Source organism: Kurthia gibsonii (assembly GCF_006539985.1).
In the GTDB taxonomy this organism is placed as follows: Bacteria; Bacillota; Bacilli; order Bacillales_A; family Planococcaceae; genus Kurthia; species Kurthia gibsonii.
Genome location: NZ_BJOB01000037.1, coordinates 1 through 22,288, shown reverse-complemented (window position 1 = coordinate 22,288; position 22,288 = coordinate 1). Strand labels below are relative to the sequence as shown.

The window sequence follows — 22,288 nt, the reverse complement described above, 5'->3', positions numbered from 1 at the left end:
TTTTATTCGTAGGTTTTACAAGAGAGTGCGGAAATTCCCACTCTCTTTTTTATGAAAAGAACTTGAAAGCGCATACTTAAAAAGAGAGAGGTTATGAACATGAATCAATCAGTTATTGTTAGCGGTGCTCGAACAGCTTTTGGCAAGTTTGGAGGCTCTTTAAGTTCATTATCCGCAAGTGATTTAGGCGGCATTGCGATTAAAGGTGCTTTAGAGGAAATTCACTTAGCTCCTGAAGAAATCGATCAAGTCATTATGGGAAATGTATTACAAGCAGGGCAAGGACAAATTCCATCAAGACAAGCAGCAGCAAAAGCAGGTATTCCTTGGTCGGTAAAAACAGAAACGATTAATAAAGTATGTGCCTCTGGTTTACGTAGTATTACATTGGCAGATCAGCTCATTCGTTTAGGTGATGAGAACGTCATCGTAGCAGGTGGGATGGAATCTATGTCGAATGCACCGTATTATGTGCCAAATGCACGCTTTGGCTTACGTATGAATAATGCTACGTTAGTGGATGGTATGGTTTATGATGGTCTATCTTGTGCTTTTGACCCAGCGCATGTTCATATGGGAACTTACGGGAATAAAACAGCTGCAGAATTAAATATTTCAAGAGAAGAACAAGATCGTTTTGCAGCACGCAGTCAAGAACGTGCAGTGGCTTCAATTGAAAATGGTGTATTTGAACAAGAAATTGTAGACGTCGTTGTACCACAACGAAAAGGTGAAGACCTTGTCATTCGTGTGGATGAGGCACCGCGTAAAGGAACTACAGTAGAAGTATTAGCGAATTTAAAACCAGCATTCGGTAAAGACGGAACGGTAACAGCAGGGAATGCACCTGGTATTAATGACGGTGCATGTGCAGTTGTTGTGATGAATGAAGAAGAAGCAAACAAGCGTGGTTTAACACCACTTGCGAAAATCATTGGTCACGCTGAAGTTGGCGTAGAACCAGCAGATTTCCCGCAAACACCAGGGTTAGTTATTGAAAAATTACTCGAAAAAACAGGGAAATCCGTAGATGAAATTGATTTATTCGAAATCAATGAAGCTTTTGCAGTTGTAGCTTTAGCGAGTAAGCAAATTGCAGGTTTAGATGAAGAAAAAATTAATGTAAATGGTGGAGCAGTAGCTCTTGGACATCCAATCGGTGCATCAGGTGCTCGAATTGTTCTTACATTAGCACATGAGCTAAAACGTCGTGGCGGTGGCATTGGAATTGCGGCAATTTGTTCAGGTGGCGGTCAAGGCGACGCGATTATGATTGAAGTATAAGGGGGAAGCGAGAGATGGAAATCAACAAAATTATGGTCATTGGTGCAGGGCAGATGGGTGCTGGGATTGCTGAAGTTTGTGCAACAGCAGGGTATGAAGTTCTTCTTTGTGATACATCAGAACAATCGTTACAAGCAGGTATTGCACGTATCACGAAAAACTTAGAAAAGAACGTATCAAAAGAGCGCATTACTATTGAAGAAAAAGATACAATCTTATCTCGTTTTTCACTTGAAACATCAATGGAACGCGCAAAGGAAATTGATTTAGCCATTGAAGCTGCAACAGAAAATATGGCGATTAAGCAATTCATTTTCAAAGAATTAGATGCGTTAGCACCAGAACATGCGATTCTCGCAACAAACACGTCGTCATTACCAATTACAGAGCTTGCAGCTGTAACTAAGCGACCAGAGCAAGTGATTGGCATGCACTTTATGAATCCTGTTCCAGTGATGAAGTTAGTTGAAATTATTCGCGGACTTGCTACAAAAGATGAAGTGTATGAAACGATTGAAACATTAACGCATGCACTGAAAAAGACACCTGTAGAAGTAAATGACTATCCTGGTTTCGTTGCGAATCGTATTTTAATGCCGATGATTAACGAAGCGATTTACACATTGTATGAAGGAGTTGCTAGTGTAGAGGCCATTGATGACGTGATGAAAATGGGGATGAATCACCCAATGGGGCCATTAACACTTGCTGATTTTATCGGTTTAGATACATGTCTTTATATTATGGAAACATTGTATGAAGGATTTGGAGATAGTAAGTACCGCCCATGTCCGCTACTGCGTAAATATGTAGCAGCAGGTTGGTATGGTAAGAAGAGCGGTCGCGGCTTTTATGTGTACGAATAAGAAACCATCATCATCTAGAGATGTTTGGGGAACCAGATTCAAGCCATGAACAGAACGACTTGAAAAAATATGGAGGGAGAGTTCTATTATGGCGATCCAATTAACAGAAGAACAAGCAATGCTACAAAAAATGGTCCGCAATTTTGCACAAACGGAGGTTGCGGCATTTGTACCGAATATGGAAAAAGATGAATTTCCAACAGCCGTTTTAACGAAGATGGGCGAATTAGGGCTAATGGGGATGACGACACCTGAAAAGTATGGTGGTTCGGATATGGACTTTATCTCTTATATTTTGGCAATTCATGAATTATCTAAAGTAAGTGGAACAGTAGGCGTTATTTTATCGGTGCATACATCGGTTGCAACGAATCCAATTTTAAAATTTGGTACAGACACACAAATTGAAAAGTACGTTCCAAAATTAGCGAGTGGTGAATATTTAGGATCGTTTTGTTTAACAGAGCCAGCAGCAGGTTCAGATGCGGCTTCTATTAAAACTTCTGCAAAAAAAGTAGAAGGTGGCTACGAACTAAACGGTTCAAAAGTATTCATTACAAATGGTGGTTATGCAGATGTCTATATCGTATTTGCAGTAACAGATTCAACTCAAAAGACAAAAGGAATTACAGCCTTTATTGTGGAGCGCACGATGGAAGGACTTGTAATTGGTAAAAATGAGGAGAAGATGGGGCTGCATGGTTCAAGTACGGTACAACTGACATTCGAAAACTTATTTGTTCCAGAAGAAAATATACTAGGTCAACTAGGCGAAGGCTTTACAATCGCGATGGCAAACTTAAATGTTGGACGAATTGGGATTGCAGCACAGGCTTTAGGGATTGCAGAAGCAGCACTTGAAGCGGCGATTGGTTATGCGAAAGAGCGACAACAATTTAATCAGCCGATTATTAAACATCAAGGAATTGCATTCAAATTAGCTGATATGGCGACATCTGTAGAAGCTGCGAAACAACTAGTTTATAGTGCAGCAGCATTATACGAACGTGGTGAAAACTGTAAAAAAGAAGCTTCAATGGCGAAATTATTTGCTTCGAAAATTGCAGTTGAAGTAGCAACTGAAGCTATCCAAGTTTACGGAGGCTATGGTTATTCAAAAGAATATCCTGTGGAACGCTATTTCCGCGACGCCAAAGTAACAGAGATTTATGAAGGTACGAGTGAAATTCAACGTTTAGTTATTTCAAAAGAACTTTAAAATCGGGAGGAAATGAATATGCAATTTAAATTATCAGAAGAACATGAGATGTTAAAGAAAATGGTTCGTGATTTTGCAGAGGAAGTAATCGCACCTTCAGCAGCAGAGCGTGATGAAGAAGCACGATTTGATCGTACGCATTTCGAACAAATGGCTGAACTTGGTTTAACAGGTGTTCCGTGGCCAGAAGAATACGGCGGCGCAGGAATGGATTATTTAGCGTACTGTATCGTTGTAGAAGAATTATCGCGTGTAGATGCTTCAGTGGGTGTCACAATTTCCGCTCATACGTCTTTAGCAGGTTGGCCGCTTTATAAATTCGGTACAGAAGAACAAAAGCAAAAATACTTACGCCCGATGGCAGAAGGTAAGAAGATTGGTGCTTATGGTTTAACAGAACCTTCTTCTGGTTCGGATGCAGGGGGTATGAAAACTGTTGCGAAAGAAGACGGTGACCATTACATCATTAATGGCTCGAAAATTTTCATTACAAATGGTGGTTTAGCTGATATTTATGTTGTATTTGCATTAACGGACCCGAATGACCGTCGTAGTACGACAGCATTCATCGTAGAATCTGACTTTGAAGGATTCTCTGTTGGGAAGAAAGAAGATAAGATGGGGATTCGTTCTTCACCAACAACGGAGATTATTTTTGAAAACTGCCGCGTTCCAAAAGAGAATATCTTAGGTGAAGTTGGTGATGGTTTTAAAATTGCGATGAAGACATTAGATGGTGGTCGTAACGGAATTGCAGCACAGGCAGTTGGTATTGCACAAGGCGCACTAGATGCGGCAGTTGCATATGCAAGTGAGCGTGTTCAATTCGGTAAGCCAATCATTGAAAATCAAGGTGTCGGTTTTACACTAGCAGATATGGCGACAGCAACAGAAGCATCACGTCTTTTAACATATCAAGCAGCGTGGTTAGAAGGAGAAGGTCTACCATATGGTAAAGCATCTGCAATGGCGAAACTCATGGCTGGTGATACGGCGATGAAAGTAACAACAGATGCTGTACAAGTATTTGGTGGTTATGGTTATACGAAAGACTATCCAGTAGAACGCTTCATGCGCGATGCGAAAATCACACAAATTTATGAAGGTACACAAGAAATTCAGCGTATGGTTATTTCACGTATGCTACAAAAATAATGAAGCAAACTGTATGATGTTGGGGCATTTATAGTGGGTGGTAGAAATTGAACAAGCATCAATCTCTACTGCCCTTCTTTTATATAAGGGGAGGTCATAGAATGGGAAAAGTGAAAAGTAAAAGTCCAGTTCGTTTTGTAACGGCATCAAGTTTATTTGATGGACATGATGTGTCCGTTAATATTATGCGTCGTATTTTACAAGCACAGGGTGCAGAGGTTATTCATCTTGGGCATAACCGTTCTGTAGAAGAAGTCGTCAATGCAGCGATTCAAGAAGATGCACATGGTGTAGCAGTATCTTCTTATCAAGGTGGACATGTCGAGTACTTTAAATACATGTACGATTTACTCAAAGAGAAGGGCGCACCACACATTAAAATTTGGGGCGGCGGTGGAGGTGTTATTCTCCCAGCCGAATTAAAAGATTTACATGCATATGGTGTTGCAGGATTATTCTCGCCAGAAGATGGCCGCCGTCTTGGACTAGATGGCATGGTGGCAAAGATGATTAATGATTCTGACAAGCCATTACCAGAAGATGATGTCATCGATTTAATACCAGAAGTTACAACTGAGAATGTACCGACACTTGCGAAGTTAATCACGTATGCAGAAAATGGCGCAAATGAAGCCTTTTTAGAGCAGGCGAGAAAGGCTTCAAAACATACACCTGTTTTAGGGATTACAGGAACAGGTGGTGCAGGGAAAAGTTCATTAACAGATGAATTAATTCGTCGTTTCCTTTCTGAATTCCCAGATAAAAAAATTGCGATTTTGTCAATTGACCCAACGAAGCAAAAAACGGGTGGTGCGCTACTTGGTGACCGTATTCGTATGAATGCGATTTTCGACCAGCGCATCTATATGCGTTCGCTTGCGACACGTGATTCACGTACAGAACTATCGCATGCTATTCGTGATGTACTTGATGTTGTGAAAGTCGCTGGGTTCGATTTAATCATCATTGAAACATCTGGTATTGGACAGGGTGATAATGAAATTACGACGATTTCAGATGTCGCAATGTACGTCATGACAAGTGAGTTTGGTGCGCCAACACAACTTGAAAAGATTGATATGATTGACTATGCCGACTTAATCGTTATTAATAAATTTGAACGTAAAGGTTCAGAAGATGCACTACGCCAAGTGCAAAAGCAGTATCAGCGTAGTCATATGCGTTTTGATGAGCCAATTGATCACATGCCTGTTTACGGTACAATTGCGAGTCAATTTAACGATAAAGGTACAAACGCATTATTTGCGGCACTTATTCGTACATTTAATGAGAAGATGGATTTAGATTGGCAAACAAGCTATGAAGAATTCGTTAAGACACAAAAACAAAATGTCATTATTCCAAATGACCGTCGTTATTATTTACGAGAGATTTCAGATACGGTGCGTAACTATCATAAAACAGCAGCAGAACAAGTAGATATCGCACGTCGATTATTCACATTACATGGCGCAAATGAAGCAGTGAAAGCAAATGGTGGAGATGAGGCGACAATCCAAGTTTTAGAGCAATTAGCTTTCCAAACAGAAGAACAACTAACAGCTGAATCACGTACGATTTTACGAAACTGGGAGCAGTTAAAAATGGATTATTCAGGGGATGAATATGTAACAAAAGTACGTGACAAAGAAATTCGCACAATTCTACGCACAGAAAGTTTATCAGGTACAAAAATTCCGAAAGTAGCCTTACCAAAGTATAAAGACTACGGTGAGATTTTAAACTTTGTCTATCGTGAAAATGTTCCAGGACAGTTCCCATTCACAGCAGGTGTATTCCCGTTCAAACGTGAAGGTGAAGATCCAAAGCGTCAATTTGCTGGAGAGGGAACACCGGAACGTACGAATCGTCGTTTCCACTATGTATCAAAAGATGATGATGCCAAACGTTTATCAACAGCTTTTGACTCCGTAACATTATACGGTGAAGATCCAGCAGAACGTCCTGATATTTATGGTAAGGTTGGGGAATCTGGCGTGAGTATTTGTACATTAGATGATATGAAAAAACTCTATGATGGATTCGATTTATGCGCACCATCTACATCGGTGTCGATGACGATTAACGGACCAGCACCGATTATTTTAGCGATGTTTATGAATGCAGCAATCGATCAACAAGTGCAAAAGCGTGAAGAAGAGTTAGGCAGAACACTGACAGTCGAAGAATTTACGGAGACGAAAGAACATACGTTGAATGTTGTGCGTGGGACGGTTCAAGCAGATATTCTAAAAGAAGATCAAGGGCAAAATACATGTATCTTCTCTACGGAATTTGCGCTACGTATGATGGGTGACATTCAGCAGTACTTCATCGACCATAAAGTTCGCAACTACTATTCTGTATCGATTTCTGGCTATCATATTGCAGAAGCGGGCGCAAATCCAATTTCACAATTAGCATTCACGCTGGCAAATGGTTTCACATATGTTGAGTACTATTTAAGTCGAGGTATGCATATTGATGATTTTGCACCGAACCTATCGTTCTTCTTTTCGAATGGTTTAGATCCAGAATATACGGTGATTGGTCGTGTTGCACGTCGTATTTGGGCGACAGCAATGCGTAATAAGTACGGTGCAAATGAGCGTAGTCAAAAGTTGAAATATCATGTTCAAACGTCTGGACGAAGCTTACATGCGCAAGAGATTAACTTTAACGATATCCGTACAACACTACAAGCATTAATGGCGCTACAAGATAACTGTAACTCGCTGCATACAAATGCATATGACGAAGCGATTACAACACCAACAGAAGGTTCTGTACGTCGTGCGATGGCGATTCAGATGATTATTACAAAAGAGTATGGCTTAGCGAAGAATGAAAATCCATTACAAGGTTCATTCATCATTGAAGAATTAACGGATTTAGTCGAACAAGCTGTACTAGAAGAATTCGATCGTATTAACGACCGTGGTGGTGTACTTGGTGCGATGGAAACACAGTATCAACGTGGTAAAATTCAAGAAGAATCCATGTTATATGAACATCTAAAACATTCAGGTGAATTACCGATTATCGGTGTGAATACGTACTTGAATCCAAATGAAGAGTCAGACGAATCGATTGATTCAATGGAAGTAGCACGTGCAACGAAAGAAGAAAAAGAGTTACAATTAAAAAATCTACGCACTTTCCAAGAAAAACATCGTAATGAAGCAGAAGAACAACTTAAAAAATTAAAGCATGTTGCGAAAACAAATGGCAATATTTTCGAGCAGTTAATGGAAACAGTTCGTTATGCGAGTCTAGGGCAGATTACAAATGCATTATATGAAGTGGGCGGACAATACCGTCGTAATATGTAGTAGAATGACACGACACCTCTTGCGTATTTCGATACAAAAGAGGTGCTTTCTTTTGTATAAGGACAAAATCATTATTTTTTTGTATAATGACAGGTAAAGAGTTTTTTTAAGGAGCGTTAAATTGATGAAGAAATTCGTTCCAGGTATCATTTTAATAGGACTATTGATTGCGACTTATTTCATGTATAATAAGCAACTGGGCGCAATTCCAATCTTATTGCTCTCATTTTATTTATTCTATATTGTTTACACGCGCATAAAAGTCAACAAAACAACTAAATGATTGTGGTACAATGTAGTACACTGCGTTTATAATAGTAACATCATACTTTATGTATTTAGGAAAGGACGTGCACGAATTGAACCTTCGTGAATTAACTGAAGAAGAATTATTAGAAGAATCGCTAGTCAACCTAGCTTATGGCTTATTAACTGAACAAAAGCAACCACTTGCTTTCACAGAAATCATTGCAGAACTTGAAAAATTAAATGCACGTACACCAGAACAAATGGATGCGTATTTAAACCAATTCTACACAGATATGAACATCGATGGACGCTTCATGGTATTAGCTGAAAATCGTTGGGGCTTAAGAGAATGGTATGCAATTGATCAAGTAGAAGAAGAGATTGCACCAACTGTTAAAACACATAAGAAAAAAGTAAAAGCGGCATTATTAAATGACGATTTATTATTAGATGATGAAGAAATCGAAATCGACTTAGACTTAGTTGAAGAATTCGACGCATATGATGATGACGATGACGAAGATGATGACGATTTAGCAGTTCTAGATGTCATTGATGAAGATAAAGATTTAGAAGAAGACGAAGAAGAATTAGAAATCGACATCGAAATTGATTTAGATGAAGATGAAGATGAAGATGATTTAGAAGAAGACGAGGAAGAAGAAGGTTTTAAATAATCTCGTTTTAAAAAAGTGCGAATTTCTTATAAGGAATTCGTACTTTTTTTCTATATGAATTGATAAAAAAAGCAACTTTCCGAAAAAAATTATCATCTTTAAAAATTTTTTCTGTCAGCGAAATACGGTACAAAAGGAATGAAAGCCCTTCCTAAAATAGCACTTTTACGTCATAACGATAAAATTCTTGACTTACAACTGCAAAAGTAATACTCTTTTATTTGGGCTCCCTTAAAAAGGAGATTGACCGTGTAAATACGACGCTCCCCCTGCAAAATTGCAGGATGGGGGCGTTTTTTTATTTTACAAAATGATTGGAATCACATTACTAAGGAGGTAGTCAATTTGACTAAATATATTTTCGTAACAGGTGGCGTCGTATCGTCTTTGGGTAAAGGGATCACAGCAGCATCACTCGGTCGTTTATTAAAAAATCGAGGTTTAGAAGTAACTACACAAAAATTTGATCCTTACATCAACATCGACCCAGGCACAATGAGTCCGTATCAACATGGTGAGGTATTCGTAACGGATGATGGTGCAGAAACAGATTTAGACTTAGGTCACTATGAACGTTTTATTGATATTAACCTTGGTAAACATTCGACTGTTACGTCAGGTCGTGTCTATGCAACTGTGTTGAAAAAAGAGCGTCGCGGTGATTATGAAGGTGGAACAGTGCAAGTTATTCCGCATATCACAAATGAAATTAAAGACCGTATTCAACGTGCAGGTCGCGAAACGAATGCAGATATTGTCATTACAGAGATTGGCGGCACAGTAGGTGATATCGAATCATTACCATTCTTAGAAGCGATTCGTCAGTTAAAACGTGATTTAGGTAGTGAAAATGTATTGTATTTACACTGTACATTAGTACCGTATATCGCAGCTTCAGGAGAATTAAAAACAAAACCAACACAGCACTCTGTAAAAGAGTTACGTTCATTAGGTATTCAACCAAATATTTTAGTTGTACGTTCAGATCGTTCTGTTCCACAAAGTATGAAAGAAAAAATTGCGCTATTTTGTGATGTACATGCACATGAAGTAGTAGAGTGTGTAGATGCAGAAAGCCTATATGATATTCCACTAGCACTATTAGAACAAAATTTAGATGGCATTGTATTAGACCATTTTGGTATGGAAGCGCCAGCAGCAGATATGATGGAATGGACAGCTTTAGTTAATCGTGTGAAAAATCTATCTAAAACAACAACAGTGGCATTAGTCGGTAAGTATGTCGAATTACAAGATGCTTATATTTCAGTAGCAGAGGCATTAAAACATGCTGGTTATGCACATGATGCTGACATTAACATTCAGTGGATTAATGCAGAAGATGTAAATGCTGAAAATGTAGCATCTTTATTATCAAAAGTTGATGGTATTCTTGTACCGGGTGGTTTTGGAGATCGCGGTGTAGAAGGTAAGATTGAAGCGATTAAATATGCACGTGAGAATGATGTACCATTCTTAGGTATTTGTTTAGGTATGCAAATGGCAGCTGTTGAATTTGCACGTAATGTTTTAGGGTTAGATGGTGCGCATTCTGCTGAATTAGATGCAGATACAGCACATCCAATTATTGACTTATTACCAGACCAAGAAGATGTAGAAGATTTAGGCGGTACATTACGTCTTGGTTTATATCCATGTAAATTAAAAGAAGGTTCACGAGCAGAAGCAATCTACGGAGAGTCGTTAGTATATGAACGTCATCGTCACCGCTATGAATTTAACAATGCGTATCGTGAAGCGATGGAAGCAGCAGGTCTTGTATTCTCAGGTTTATCACCAGATGGTCGACTAGTAGAAATTTTAGAATTACCTGAGAAGAAATTCTTCGTGGCAGCACAATTCCACCCAGAATTTATCTCACGTCCACAACGTCCACAACCTTTATTCCGCGACTTTATTGGCGCAACAATGAAATAATGATGAAGAAATAGTTGTTAGGATATAAGCGTAAATCTTATATGAGCATAAGAAAAGCCGAAATCGTGTTGTAGCACGGTTCTGGCTTTTCGTTTCGAACTCTAAAAAGACACATACATATTTTGTTCAGGACACTATTTTAGCGGGAGAAATATCTCAATCAAAAAAACATTAAAATTAAAACATTTAATTTCAAAATAAGGGTATAGAGAAAATAAGATTGTGCATTAAAAGATATTTTAAGTATGAAAATGCTCGTTTAAGTAATAAAATTCTATATTTACGATAAAATCTATTTCTAAAAAAAGGGATATTAGGTATGATGAGTATATTAAAAATGTGAGGTGGAAATTTTGACAAAAAAAGCAATCGCCATCGTCGTTGCGTTAGTCGTACTAGTTGCAGCTGGTGGTTTTGGCGTATATTACTATTTTACAAATACGCCAAAGAATAAATATTTATTAAGTGAAAAGAAAAGTTATGAAGATGTAAGTAATTATCTTTCTGAGCGATACAAAGATGAAATGGCGTTATCAAATAAAATGCCAAATGAGTCTTACAAATCGAGTATTACAATAGGTGCAGAATTACCAGAAACACTTACAAGTGAATTTGGCATTCCAACAGATTTAATCAAATCATCTAAAATTGAATTAAGTGCAGCACATGATCCAAAAAACAGTGCATCTCAATTGGCGATTAATCCGACAATTGGAGATAGCAAGATGGATGCCTTCGTTTGGAGTGCAGACGCTAAATATCAATATTTACAAGGACCAATTCTAAAGAACCCGATACAATTCAATAATGATCAATTTATTGAAGGACTTGAAAAGTTAACAGGGGAAAAAATGAGTACTGAAGATGGTTTAACGAATGATACATTAAACCTAAACAGCATCATGAGTACACCAATTTCACAAGATGAGCTGAATGATTTAGTGAATCGTTATATGAAATTCACAATCAATCAATTAAATGATGACTTATTCAAAAAAGGTAGCGAAGAAGTCGACGTATTCGGTAAAAAGCAAAAGCTTGATACAATTACATTAGACATGAAAAATACAGATGTGAAGAATTTAACAATTGCAGTTGTGGAAGAAGCATCGAATGATAAAGATTTACAAAAGCTATTAAAGCAATCAGATGCAACAATTAATGTGAAAAAAGAGTTAGAGACAGTTTTAAAAAGTTTAAAAGAAACAAAAGCAGCTGATTTCCCAACGATTAAGTCAACAATCTATGTCGATGGTAAAACAATCTTAAAACGTGATGTCGTAATCGGTATTGATGAAGAAAAATTACACATTGTCGCTGATACAAAAGTAGACAAAGACGTACAATTAAAAGTTGTTGGAACAGACAAAGAACAAACAGGTACATTCACAATTGAAGGTTCATCAACAGGTTCAAAAGACTTTAAAGATGACTACACAATTAAGTTATCAGAACAAGATACACCGATGTTTGAAATTCAACTGACAAATGATGAAAAAGTTGATGGTAAGAAGCGTACGAATGCGATGGCTCTGAACTTTACAGCGCCAGATGAAGATCCATTCAAAATTACGTACGATCAAGAGATGACAACAGATGTGAAGAATAATAGCCAAGACTCAAAAGGAACAGTTGCTTTTGATGTACAAGGTGAAAATATTAAACTATTTGTAGATACAAAAACAAAATTAAAAGAACCACTTAAACTAGACGTTCGAAATGCGAAAAATGTGAACGACATGACGGAAGATGAAGTAATCAAATTACGTGAAGAAGTAACAAACGTATTTGCTTCGTTATTTATGGGTTTAGGCGGATTATAAAATAGGAGGAGTGTGTAAATGTCAATCATGAACTTAATGGGCATTTACCACTCTTTTTTATTGAAAAAGTGGTATGTGCTTCTCTATGTTTTAGCGCTTATTGGACTCATTTTAGCTGCGCTTTTATGGTTCAACACCCATCAACAAAAAGAGACAATCTTACAACTTGGCATTGTCGACCAAGACCAAACAACTGAAACGAATATGATTTTACAAGTTGTCGGTAAAGGGGAAGAGTTCTCAAATCAATTTAAGCTCAAACCTTTTACGAATGAACAAGCAACAAAAGCTTTAGAAAATCATAAGATTGACGGCTATATTGTTTTAAATAAAGGAATGACACAAGCTTTTTATAAAAATGGGGAATTACCAATTCACGTTTATACATATGATGAAACATCCGTTCAAAGTATTGTGATTCAACAATTGGCTGATTCCGTATATAGTCGCTTGATGTTAGCAGAGAGTGGGATTCTAACTTTCGCAGAATTCCAGAAAAAAGCGACAGATGAAGAATTAGTTTCGATGATGATTCGCTTACTCGTGACGGGATTAGACCGTCAAGGTGCATTTGAAGTGGAAGAAGTGAAGACGTATCAATTATCGACGTATGTACTCGTAAGTGCGTACTTCCTATCAATTTTGATTATCTATTGGACGGTTTCAACATTATTGCATATGAATACGTCACAAGCACTACAACAACGTCTACGCCTCTACCCATTCGTTCAAGAACGTTTGATTTTATCGAGAGGGTTATTTGCGACCATCGTGACAGTTCTTTTTTCAATCATTATGACAATCTGCATTGTTCCATTTACGGCATTCGAAACCTATAATAGCGTTTATATAATAATCGCATTAATGAGTTATATTCTATCGCTTTTCATCTTGTTTACGCTATGTGAATGGGTTCGCTGCTCTATTGGAAAATGGCTTATCCTACTCTACCTACTCGTGTTCTCGGGGGCAGTTATTCCAACACTTTATACACAACAGTGGCATATGAAAGAAAATCTATTTGCCCAAGTATTTCAGCGCATATTAGATTTACTTCATGAAAACTACATTACTGATTTTACATCTGTTTTTTATATACAGATTAGCAGTATTGTTCTCATATGGTGTGTCGTGTTAGTTTGGAGGAAATACCGATGAAAAAACAATGGATTTTATATGGTTTAACTTGTATCGCAGTCGTTTGTCTTATTTTCTTATTTGAAAAAAGCCAACAACCAGTATTTAAAATTCCCATACTCATCCAAGATGAAGACCAGTCTAAACAGTCAAAAGAATGGATCAAGTCAATTCAACAATCGGATTACATCGCTGTTCAAGCATTATCAAACGCAAAAGAAGCGACTGAGAAAATTCGTTTGAATGAAGCGAGCGTGGCACTCATCATTCCAAAAGACTTCTCAGCAAATCTCGCTTCGCAAAGTACAAAAGGAACAGTTCACCTTGTGCAAGCAGATGGTTTAGTCGCGTCCATTGCGACAGAATTAATCAGTCAGGCACTCTATAAACAGCAAATTCCATATATAATTAAAGATGAACTGAAGAACAAAGGGACAATTGAGAAAATTGAACAAGCCTATGAAAAGAACGAACCGACAAATCAACTTCAAAAAGCGACATCTACTACACGAACGGCAATAGGAAGTTTATTCAATACATTCTTTATGTGCGGGCTCATTTCCTTGTTGAGTTTACAAGTGATCTTTTTACGAAGCATGCGACAATTTAATGTATTCAATCGACTGAAGTTATATCACTTCGCTTGGTTGAAGTTAATTAATAGACATAGCGTATATGCACTCCTCTTTGTGTACATGCTCGGAAGTATGAGTGTCTGGATTCTACAAGTACAATCGCCACTCATCGTGAACCTACTCTGGTTAGTACCGAGCCAAGTCGTACTCGCATGGCTTTTCTTCTTTGTTCGAACGACCAGTCACATGCTTTGGATGACGACGCTCTGGACCATTGTGTATAGTGTCATTTATATTGGAACACAGTTGATGGGAGGGATTATATGATCGCAATTGAACAGGCTACAAAATCATTTGGTGAAAAGACATTATTTCGCGATCTTAACTTAATGTTTGAAGAGCAAAAAGTAACCGTTCTGCTCGGAGAAAATGGTGCTGGTAAGTCAACATTACTGCATATTCTTGCGGGACTTGAACACTTGAATACAGGGCGTATTTTATATCAAAACAGTCCGATCACTTCGAAACAAATACATGAAATCATCGGTTTTGTACCACAAGAAATTGCGCTTTGGGATCATCTGACGGTACAGCAAAACATTCAATTTTTCAAAAAGCAAAAAAAGGGCGCTATCTCTGACGAACAAATTAAGCGTTATTGTGAGCAATTGCATCTAGTCGACTTACATCAGCCTATTTCAAAACTCTCGGGCGGTACGAAGCGTAAAGCCAATCTTTTAATTGGTTTATTACACCAGCCAACGTTTCTCATTTTAGATGAACCAACTGTAGGAATTGATTTAAAATCACGTTATGAAATTCAAGCACTCATTCGACAATTAAAGTCGACTTGTACAATCGTCATGACGACACATCATTTAGACGAAGTAGAAGCAGTAGCCGATCACATTATCACGATAGGAAAAGATCCTTTTTATAAACAAGTCTTGCAAGAAAAAGGTTTGCCATTCATAGAAGCAAATAAAGTATAGTAAATAAAAAGGAGGCTGGATTTACATCCAAGCCTCTTTCTTCATTTAAATTATTCCCCGTCAACCATTTCATCATAGGCAATTTTCATCGCTTCATAAATGAATGAGGCAGCGAGTGTATGCGGTACGACAATACGCTCACCCAAGTCATTCGGTAGTAAACCTTTTCGAATGCCCATTGAGATATACGTATAGGCATAATCCGCCATTACACCAGCGTCTTCTGCTTTTTCGGATGTCACGACACCGAAAGGAATGAATTGTTCATACAGTTTTTTTGCAAAAGCAAGTGCTTCAGGGTGATCTGCATGACGTGTAAAGATACATACACGATCTTGCTCGGTAAGTGTAATGGAATCATTCCATGCATGTAAATTCGTAAACTTCTCCTCTGCATGTAGTGCATTCATCTCAATCGCATGTAATTCATCATAACAAACAAAGAATACGCGACCATGTCCAAACGTCGCTTGTGCAAGAAGGCGTGCTGTCTCTTCAATTGCTTCTTCTTCCGAGCCGCTAATTCTTTGGAATAAACCATTTAACTGCGTTGTTAGCATTTTTAACATTCTTTTTTCACCTCATAAGATATATTATAATATGGTTGAAATAGAATGTAAAAATAGGACTGAATCATAGATTTTGGGGAATATATAAGTAGAGCTGTTAGGAGAAAAAAATGAAGAAAATATTAATTGTAGATGACCAAGCAGGAATTCGCCTTTTATTAAACGAAGTATTTAAAAAATCCGGCTATGAAACCTATTTAGCCGCAAACGGTTTGGAAGCGATTCGTTTTTTAGAAAATATCATCATGGATTGTATGTTATTAGATATGCGTATTCCTGGAGCCAATGGTATTCAAATCTTAAAACATTTGCAAAAGTTAGGTCAAAAGATGCCCATCATTATGATGACAGCTTATGGTGAGCAAGATTTATTAGATCAAGCAAAAGAACTTGGTGCTACACATTACTTTACAAAGCCATTTGATATTAAAGAATTGCAAAATACCGTCAATAATTTGTTGGAAGATTAGGGTGACAAGGTAGAATTAGGGATTTTTTTTTGATAAAATAATAATACAATGTGCTGACTGATATGGCACGCATCCTGAAGGAGGATTTTATATTATGGCTTTAGTATCGATGACAGAAATGTTAAACAAGGCAAAAGAAGAAAAGTATGCAGTAGGACAATTTAACATCAACAACTTAGAGTGGACACAAGCAATTCTTCAAGCAGCAGAAGAAGAAAAATCACCTGTAATTTTAGGCGTATCTGAAGGCGCCGGTAAATACATGGGTGGTTTTGTAGCAGTTGTGCACATGGTTAAAGGGTTAATGGAATCTTACGGTACAACTGTGCCTGTAGCCATTCATTTAGACCACGGCTCAAGCTTCGAAAAATGTAAAGAAGCTGTAGATGCAGGTTTCACGTCTGTAATGATCGATGCATCGCACCACCCATTTGAAGAAAATATTGAAATTACACATAAAGTAGTGGAATATGCCCATTCAAAAGGTGTTTCTGTAGAAGCAGAATTAGGCACTGTTGGCGGTGACGAAGATGGCGTAATCGGTGGTATCATGTACGCTGATCCTGAAGAATGCCGTAAGATGGTAGAAGCAACAGATATTGACTGTCTTGCGCCAGCACTTGGTTCAGTACATGGACCATACAAAGGTGAGCCAAACTTAGGTTTCAAAGAAATGGAAGAAATTTCTAAATTGACGCATTTGCCATTAGTATTACATGGTGGTACTGGAATTCCAACTAAGGATATCCAACGTTCAATTTCATTAGGAACAGCTAAAATTAACGTGAATACAGAAAACCAAATTGCTGCGACAAAAGCAATACGTGAAATTTTAGAAAACGATAAAGTTGTCTACGACCCACGTAAATTCTTAGGTCCAGCACGTGAAGCAATCAAAAAAACAGTGATTGGTAAAATGCGTGAATTTGGTAGTTCACAAAAAGCATAATTCCTATTCAATTTAATATGAAGTATAATGTAGGAGAAGTGTGGATTTTTAAAATTCATGCTTCTCCATTTGTCATATTTTCAGGGGGAAAACATAATGAAATTTTTTATTGATACAGCAAACTTTGATGAAATTAAAGAAGCACATTCATGGGGTATTATTGCAGGTGTAACAACAAATCCATCACTTGTAGCAAAAGAAAAAAATATCTCATTCCACGATCGTTTAAAAGAAATCGCAGAACTAGTTGATGGTTCAGTATCTGGTGAAGTAATCTCACTTGATGCAGAAGGTATGATTAAAGAAGGTCTAGAACTTTCAAAAATTCACCCGAACATCACGGTAAAATTACCGATGACACCAGCTGGTTTAACAGCTTGTTCAGCTTTAACAAAAGAAGGCATTAAAACAAATGTAACACTTATTTTCTCTGCGAACCAAGCTCTATTAGCTGCACGCGCAGGTGCAACATATGTATCACCATTTATTGGACGTTTAGATGATATTGGTCAAGATGGTGTAGAATTAATTCGTGAAATCGCAGAAATCTTTGCCATCCACGAAATTTCTTCTCAAATCATCGCAGCATCAATCCGTCACCCACAACATGTAACACAAGCTGCATTAGCAGGCGCACATATTGCGACAACACCATATAACGTGTTAGCACAATTATTTAATCATCCATTAACAAACAAAGGCATTGAAGGATTTATGAAAGATTGGGCAAATAAAGATCAATAAGCAAGGAGATTTCTAAATGGACGTTTATAAAATTCAAGGTCAAAAACGTCTGCAAGGAACCATTAAAGTGAGCGGCGCTAAAAATAGCGCTGTCGCTTTAATCCCTGCATCGATTTTGGCTAGTTCTCCAGTAACAATTGAAGGCTTACCAGAAATTTTAGATGTGTGGACATTGAAATCTTTACTCGAAGAAATCGGTGGACAGGTCACATTTGAAGATGGCGTGATGTCAATTAATCCTGAGACCATGATTGATATGCCGCTACCAAACGGTAATGTGAAAAAGCTACGCGCTTCATATTATTTAATGGGTGCGATGTTAGGTCGCTTTAAACAAGCAGTCATTGGACTTCCAGGTGGTTGTTACTTAGGACCACGTCCAATTGACCAACATATTAAAGGATTTGAAGCACTTGGCGCAAAAGTGACAAATGAGCATGGCGCTATTTATCTGCGTGCAGATGAATTAAAAGGTGCAAAAATTTATCTAGATGTAAGCAGTGTAGGTGCAACAATTAATATTATGTTGGCCGCTGTGCTTGCAAAAGGACAAACGATTATTGAAAATGCTGCCAAAGAACCAGAGATTATTGACGTGGCTACGCTTTTAACAAGCATGGGTGCAAAAATCAAAGGTGCTGGCACGAATGTGATTCGTATTGATGGTGTTGAAAGTTTAAGTGGTACAAAACACACGATTATTCCAGATCGTATTGAGGCAGGTACATATATGATTATGGCTGCAGCAATTGGTGATGGAATTACAATCGATAATGTCATTCCACTTCACTTAGAACCCATCACAGCAAAATTACGTGAGATGGGCGTAGAAGTCCAAGAATATGAAGAAAAAATTCATATTCCAAAAGTAGAAAAGTTAAAATCAGTAGATATTAAAACACTTGTTTATCCAGGCTTCCCAACAGACTTACAACAACCATTCTCCGTTTTACAAACACAAGCACATGGTACATCTGTTGTAACAGATACAGTGTACTCTGCGCGTTTTAAACACATTGCAGAATTGAAGCGTATGGGAGCTACAGGTCAAGTAGAAGGTCGTTCATCAATTATTAAAGGAGCAACACCTTTGACTGCCGCATCTGTAACAGCGACTGATTTACGTGCAGGTGCTGCGCTTGTTATTGCAGGTTTACTCGCTTCAGGTGAAACAGAAATTCACGATATTTATCATATTGAGAGAGGCTATAGTGATCTCATTGGAAAATTGCGTGGATTAGGTGCTGTTATTGATAAAGTTACACTAACAAGTGCCGTTGTAACAGAAGAAAAATAGTGAACAATTTGTTGAAAACAGCACTATAATTTTCTCACTGTGCTACAATAGATTTGGTTTAAACCATTCCACTATTAAGAAAAAGTGGCAAACGGGAGGAACAGTAAAAGATGAAACGCAGTTTATCAATGGAAGTAGTACGTGTAACAGAAGCAGCGGCAATCGCATCAGCAAGATGGATGGGCCGAGGATTAAAAATCGAAGCAGATGATGCAGCAACAACAGCGATGCGTCAAGTATTCGACTCAATTCCAATGGACGCAGTAGTAGTAATCGGTGAAGGTGAAATGGACGAAGCGCCAATGCTATACATCGGTGAAAAATTAGGTTCAGATCCAAATGGACCACAAGTAGATATCGCAGTAGACCCACTTGAAGGTACGAATATCGTAGCAGCTGGTAGCGGTAATGCGTTAACAGTACTTGCAATTGCAGATAGAGGAAATCTACTTCATGCACCAGATATGTATATGGACAAAATTGCGGTTGGACCAGAAGCAGCTGGAAAAATCGACATTAATGCGTCTGTAACAGATAACTTAAAAGCTGTAGCAGAAGCAAAAGGCAAACATATCGAGGATGTTGTAGCAACGTTGTTAAAGCGTGATCGACACCAAGCAATCGTAGACGAAATCCGTGCAGCGGGAGCTCGTATTAAATTCATTAATGACGGCGACGTAGCAGCAGCTATTAATACAGCATTTGATGAAACAGGTGTAGATATTTTATTCGGTACAGGCGGTGCACCAGAAGGCGTAATCGCAGCAGTAGCATTAAAATGTCTAGGCGGAGAATTCCAAGGTCGTTTAGTTGCATCGAACGATGAAGAAATCGCTCGTTGTGAAAAAATGGGAATTGAAGTAAACACAGTTTTATACATGGATGATTTAGTAAAAGGTGATGACGCAATCTTTGCAGCGACAGGTGTAACAGATGGCGAATTACTAAAAGGTGTTCAGTTCAAAGGTGGACACTGTACAACAGAATCAGTTGTAATGCGTGCAAAATCTGGTACTGTCCGTTTTGTAGAAGGTCGCCATAGTTTAACGAAAAAACCAAACTTATACATGGAAGACTAAACAAAACTTTCTCATTCTACTTATATAATTGCTCGGCAGCGCAAGCTGTCGAGCCCTTTCTTTCTATACATCTCTTTTAAATTCCTATGCATTGCATATAAAATAAATAAAAAAATAATATAAGAGTGGTGTTGAATAAATATGTCGGCATTAACAATTTCACAACTTGAGGATATGAAACTCAAGGATCTTTATGCGCTCGCAAAAGAGTATAAAGTATCTTATTATAGTAAATTAACGAAAAAAGAATTAATCTTTGCTATTTTAAAATCAAGAGCTGAACAAGAAGGCTACTTCTTCATGGAAGGAATTTTAGAAATCGTCTCACAAGAAGGTTTTGGATTCTTACGTCCAATTAACTATTCGCCAAGTTCTGAAGATATTTATATCTCTGCATCTCAAATTCGTCGTTTTAGCTTACGTAATGGAGATAAAGTAACGGGTAAAGTGCGTCCACCAAAAGAAAATGAACGTTATTATGGTTTACTACACGTAGAAGCAGTAAATGGTGAGAATCCTGAGACTGCAAAAGAACGTGTTCATTTTCCGGCTTTAACACCACTATATCCTGATCGACAAATCAAACTAGAAACAACACCAACGAAATTATCAACACGAATTATGGATTTAGTTGCACCGGTTGGTTTTGGACAACGTGGGTTGATTGTAGCGCCACCAAAAGCAGGTAAAACGCTATTATTAAAAGAAATAGCGAATGCCATTACAGAAAAGTATCCTGAAGCTGAATTAATTGTTTTATTAATTGATGAACGTCCTGAGGAAGTAACAGATATTGAGCGTTCTGTTCAAGCAGATGTTGTCAGCTCGACATTCGATGAATTACCTGAAAATCATGTGAAGGTAGCAGAATTAGTATTAGAGCGTGCGATGCGCCTTGTGGAACATAAACGTGATGTCATTATTTTAATGGACTCGATTACACGTTTAGCACGTGCTTATAACTTGGTTATTCCGCCAAGTGGACGTACACTTTCAGGTGGTATTGATCCAGCTGCCTTCCATCGTCCAAAACGATTCTTCGGTGCTGCACGTAATATCGAAGAAGGCGGAAGTCTAACAATTTTAGCAACTGCTTTAGTTGATACGGGTTCACGCATGGATGAAGTGATTTATGAAGAGTTCAAAGGTACAGGGAACTTAGAATTGCACTTAGACCGAAATTTAGCAGAGCGTCGTATTTTCCCAGCGATTGATATTCGTCGTTCAGGAACAAGAAAAGAAGAATTACTCATTCCAAAAGAACAATTGAATAAATTGTGGGGAATTCGCAAAACATTTGCGGATGCACCTGACTTTACAGAGAAGTTCTTGAAAAAACTACGTACATGTAAAACAAACGAAGAATTTTTTGAAAAGCTTGATTCAAGTATGAAAAAAGCAACGAATGGTAAAGGGCTTATTTAATCTTACATAATAGAGGCTCAAAACATTTTATTTATGTCATATCAAGAAAAATAAATTGCATTCAAATAAGGTCTTTGTTATAATTTGATTCATGATGCAATCATTACGTGTTGCATATGCGACAGATGATTCTGGGTCGTGTAAGGCAACAGTTTGATATTAACTACTCTGTTCCAGATGGTTCAGGGCGAGAGGAGAAACAAACATGAAACAAGGTATTCACCCAGATTACAAAGAAGCAACAGTAACTTGCTCTTGTGGTAACACTTTCAAAACTGGTTCAGTAAAAGAAAACATCGTTGTCGAATTCTGCAACGAATGTCACCCATTCTACACTGGCCGTCAAAAATTCGCGTCTGCTGATGGACGTGTTGATCGTTTCAACAAAAAATACGGTCTTAAATAATTCAACTCGAATTATTAAAATACCTGCTAGGCGCTTCGTCGCTTAGCAGGTATTTTTCGTTTTATATAGGTGTGGATTCCCATTCGCGCGCGGAATAGTCCC

20 protein-coding genes are annotated in these 22,288 nt (G+C 37.9%); 19 read left to right on the top strand and 1 reads right to left on the bottom strand.

Annotated features, from left to right (window positions below; genetic code table 11):
• Positions 1 to 99: 99 nt before the first annotated feature.
• The 12 genes from KGI01_RS10665 (at position 100) to KGI01_RS10615 (ending at position 15,247) form a co-directional block, all read left to right on the top strand.
• On the top strand, positions 100 to 1,284 hold the full coding sequence (locus KGI01_RS10665; RefSeq protein WP_141274679.1) for an acetyl-CoA C-acetyltransferase: 1,185 nt from the start codon (positions 100 to 102) through the stop codon (positions 1,282 to 1,284).
• 14 nt (positions 1,285 to 1,298) lie between these two features.
• Complete coding sequence (locus KGI01_RS10660; RefSeq protein ID WP_141274678.1) at positions 1,299 to 2,150, top strand: 3-hydroxybutyryl-CoA dehydrogenase; 852 nt, start codon at positions 1,299 to 1,301, stop codon at positions 2,148 to 2,150.
• 88 nt (positions 2,151 to 2,238) lie between these two features.
• Entirely contained in the window at positions 2,239 to 3,369 is a 1,131-nt protein-coding gene (locus KGI01_RS10655; protein WP_141274677.1) for an acyl-CoA dehydrogenase family protein, read from the top strand.
• An 18-nt stretch (positions 3,370 to 3,387) separates the two neighbouring features.
• Positions 3,388 to 4,524, top strand: coding sequence for an acyl-CoA dehydrogenase (locus KGI01_RS10650; protein WP_121178205.1), 1,137 nt, complete (start codon positions 3,388 to 3,390; stop codon positions 4,522 to 4,524).
• 101 nt (positions 4,525 to 4,625) lie between these two features.
• Complete coding sequence (gene icmF / locus KGI01_RS10645) at positions 4,626 to 7,856, top strand: fused isobutyryl-CoA mutase/GTPase IcmF (protein WP_141274676.1); 3,231 nt, start codon at positions 4,626 to 4,628, stop codon at positions 7,854 to 7,856.
• Positions 7,857 to 7,980: 124 nt separating this feature from the next.
• Positions 7,981 to 8,139 (top strand): hypothetical protein, encoded by a 159-nt coding sequence (locus tag KGI01_RS13890; RefSeq protein ID WP_165442706.1) that lies wholly within the window; start codon positions 7,981 to 7,983, stop codon positions 8,137 to 8,139.
• A gap of 76 nt (positions 8,140 to 8,215) precedes the next feature.
• Positions 8,216 to 8,782, top strand: a complete 567-nt coding sequence (rpoE, locus tag KGI01_RS10640) for a DNA-directed RNA polymerase subunit delta (protein ID WP_141274675.1) — start codon at positions 8,216 to 8,218, stop codon at positions 8,780 to 8,782.
• A gap of 345 nt (positions 8,783 to 9,127) precedes the next feature.
• On the top strand, positions 9,128 to 10,720 hold the full coding sequence (locus tag KGI01_RS10635; protein WP_141274674.1) for a CTP synthase: 1,593 nt from the start codon (positions 9,128 to 9,130) through the stop codon (positions 10,718 to 10,720).
• 353 nt (positions 10,721 to 11,073) lie between these two features.
• Positions 11,074 to 12,543, top strand: coding sequence for a DUF6583 family protein (locus tag KGI01_RS10630; RefSeq protein WP_141274673.1), 1,470 nt, complete (start codon positions 11,074 to 11,076; stop codon positions 12,541 to 12,543).
• Between the two features lie 18 nt (positions 12,544 to 12,561).
• Complete coding sequence (locus KGI01_RS10625; protein WP_141274672.1) at positions 12,562 to 13,701, top strand: ABC transporter permease; 1,140 nt, start codon at positions 12,562 to 12,564, stop codon at positions 13,699 to 13,701.
• Positions 13,698 to 14,582 carry an ABC transporter permease gene (locus KGI01_RS10620; protein WP_170214777.1) on the top strand — a complete coding sequence of 295 codons (885 nt, stop codon included), beginning with the start codon at positions 13,698 to 13,700 and terminating at the stop codon, positions 14,580 to 14,582. The genes KGI01_RS10625 and KGI01_RS10620 overlap by 4 nt, the downstream gene beginning before the upstream one ends.
• The gene (locus tag KGI01_RS10615; protein ID WP_141274670.1) at positions 14,579 to 15,247 is read left to right on the top strand and encodes an ABC transporter ATP-binding protein; all 669 of its coding nucleotides are present in this window, start codon (positions 14,579 to 14,581) and stop codon (positions 15,245 to 15,247) included. Before KGI01_RS10620 ends, KGI01_RS10615 begins: the two co-directional genes overlap by 4 nt.
• A 50-nt stretch (positions 15,248 to 15,297) precedes the next feature.
• Here the strand turns inward: KGI01_RS10615 and KGI01_RS10610 are convergent, their stop codons facing one another.
• Positions 15,298 to 15,816: a DUF2529 family protein gene (locus KGI01_RS10610; RefSeq protein WP_141274669.1), complete on the bottom strand. Its 519-nt coding sequence runs from the start codon at positions 15,814 to 15,816 to the stop codon at positions 15,298 to 15,300.
• A gap of 110 nt (positions 15,817 to 15,926) precedes the next feature.
• Between KGI01_RS10610 and KGI01_RS10605 the strand changes: the two genes are divergently transcribed.
• The 7 genes from KGI01_RS10605 to rpmE all read left to right on the top strand — a co-directional run bounded on the left by KGI01_RS10605 (position 15,927) and on the right by rpmE (position 22,186).
• Positions 15,927 to 16,286 (top strand): response regulator, encoded by a 360-nt coding sequence (locus tag KGI01_RS10605; protein ID WP_141274668.1) that lies wholly within the window; start codon positions 15,927 to 15,929, stop codon positions 16,284 to 16,286.
• 94 nt (positions 16,287 to 16,380) lie between these two features.
• Positions 16,381 to 17,235, top strand: a complete 855-nt coding sequence (locus KGI01_RS10600; RefSeq protein WP_141274667.1) for a class II fructose-bisphosphate aldolase — start codon at positions 16,381 to 16,383, stop codon at positions 17,233 to 17,235.
• Between the two features lie 96 nt (positions 17,236 to 17,331).
• Positions 17,332 to 17,979 carry a fructose-6-phosphate aldolase gene (gene fsa, locus KGI01_RS10595; protein WP_141274666.1) on the top strand — a complete coding sequence of 216 codons (648 nt, stop codon included), beginning with the start codon at positions 17,332 to 17,334 and terminating at the stop codon, positions 17,977 to 17,979.
• Positions 17,980 to 17,995: 16 nt separating this feature from the next.
• Positions 17,996 to 19,276, top strand: coding sequence for a UDP-N-acetylglucosamine 1-carboxyvinyltransferase (locus KGI01_RS10590; protein ID WP_141274665.1), 1,281 nt, complete (start codon positions 17,996 to 17,998; stop codon positions 19,274 to 19,276).
• A 110-nt stretch (positions 19,277 to 19,386) separates the two neighbouring features.
• The gene (gene glpX, locus KGI01_RS10585) at positions 19,387 to 20,355 is read left to right on the top strand and encodes a class II fructose-bisphosphatase (RefSeq protein WP_068455935.1); all 969 of its coding nucleotides are present in this window, start codon (positions 19,387 to 19,389) and stop codon (positions 20,353 to 20,355) included.
• 141 nt (positions 20,356 to 20,496) lie between these two features.
• Complete coding sequence (gene rho, locus KGI01_RS10580) at positions 20,497 to 21,780, top strand: transcription termination factor Rho (protein ID WP_141274664.1); 1,284 nt, start codon at positions 20,497 to 20,499, stop codon at positions 21,778 to 21,780.
• 205 nt (positions 21,781 to 21,985) lie between these two features.
• The gene (gene rpmE / locus KGI01_RS10575; protein ID WP_068455929.1) at positions 21,986 to 22,186 is read left to right on the top strand and encodes a 50S ribosomal protein L31; all 201 of its coding nucleotides are present in this window, start codon (positions 21,986 to 21,988) and stop codon (positions 22,184 to 22,186) included.
• Positions 22,187 to 22,288: the final 102 nt, after the last annotated feature.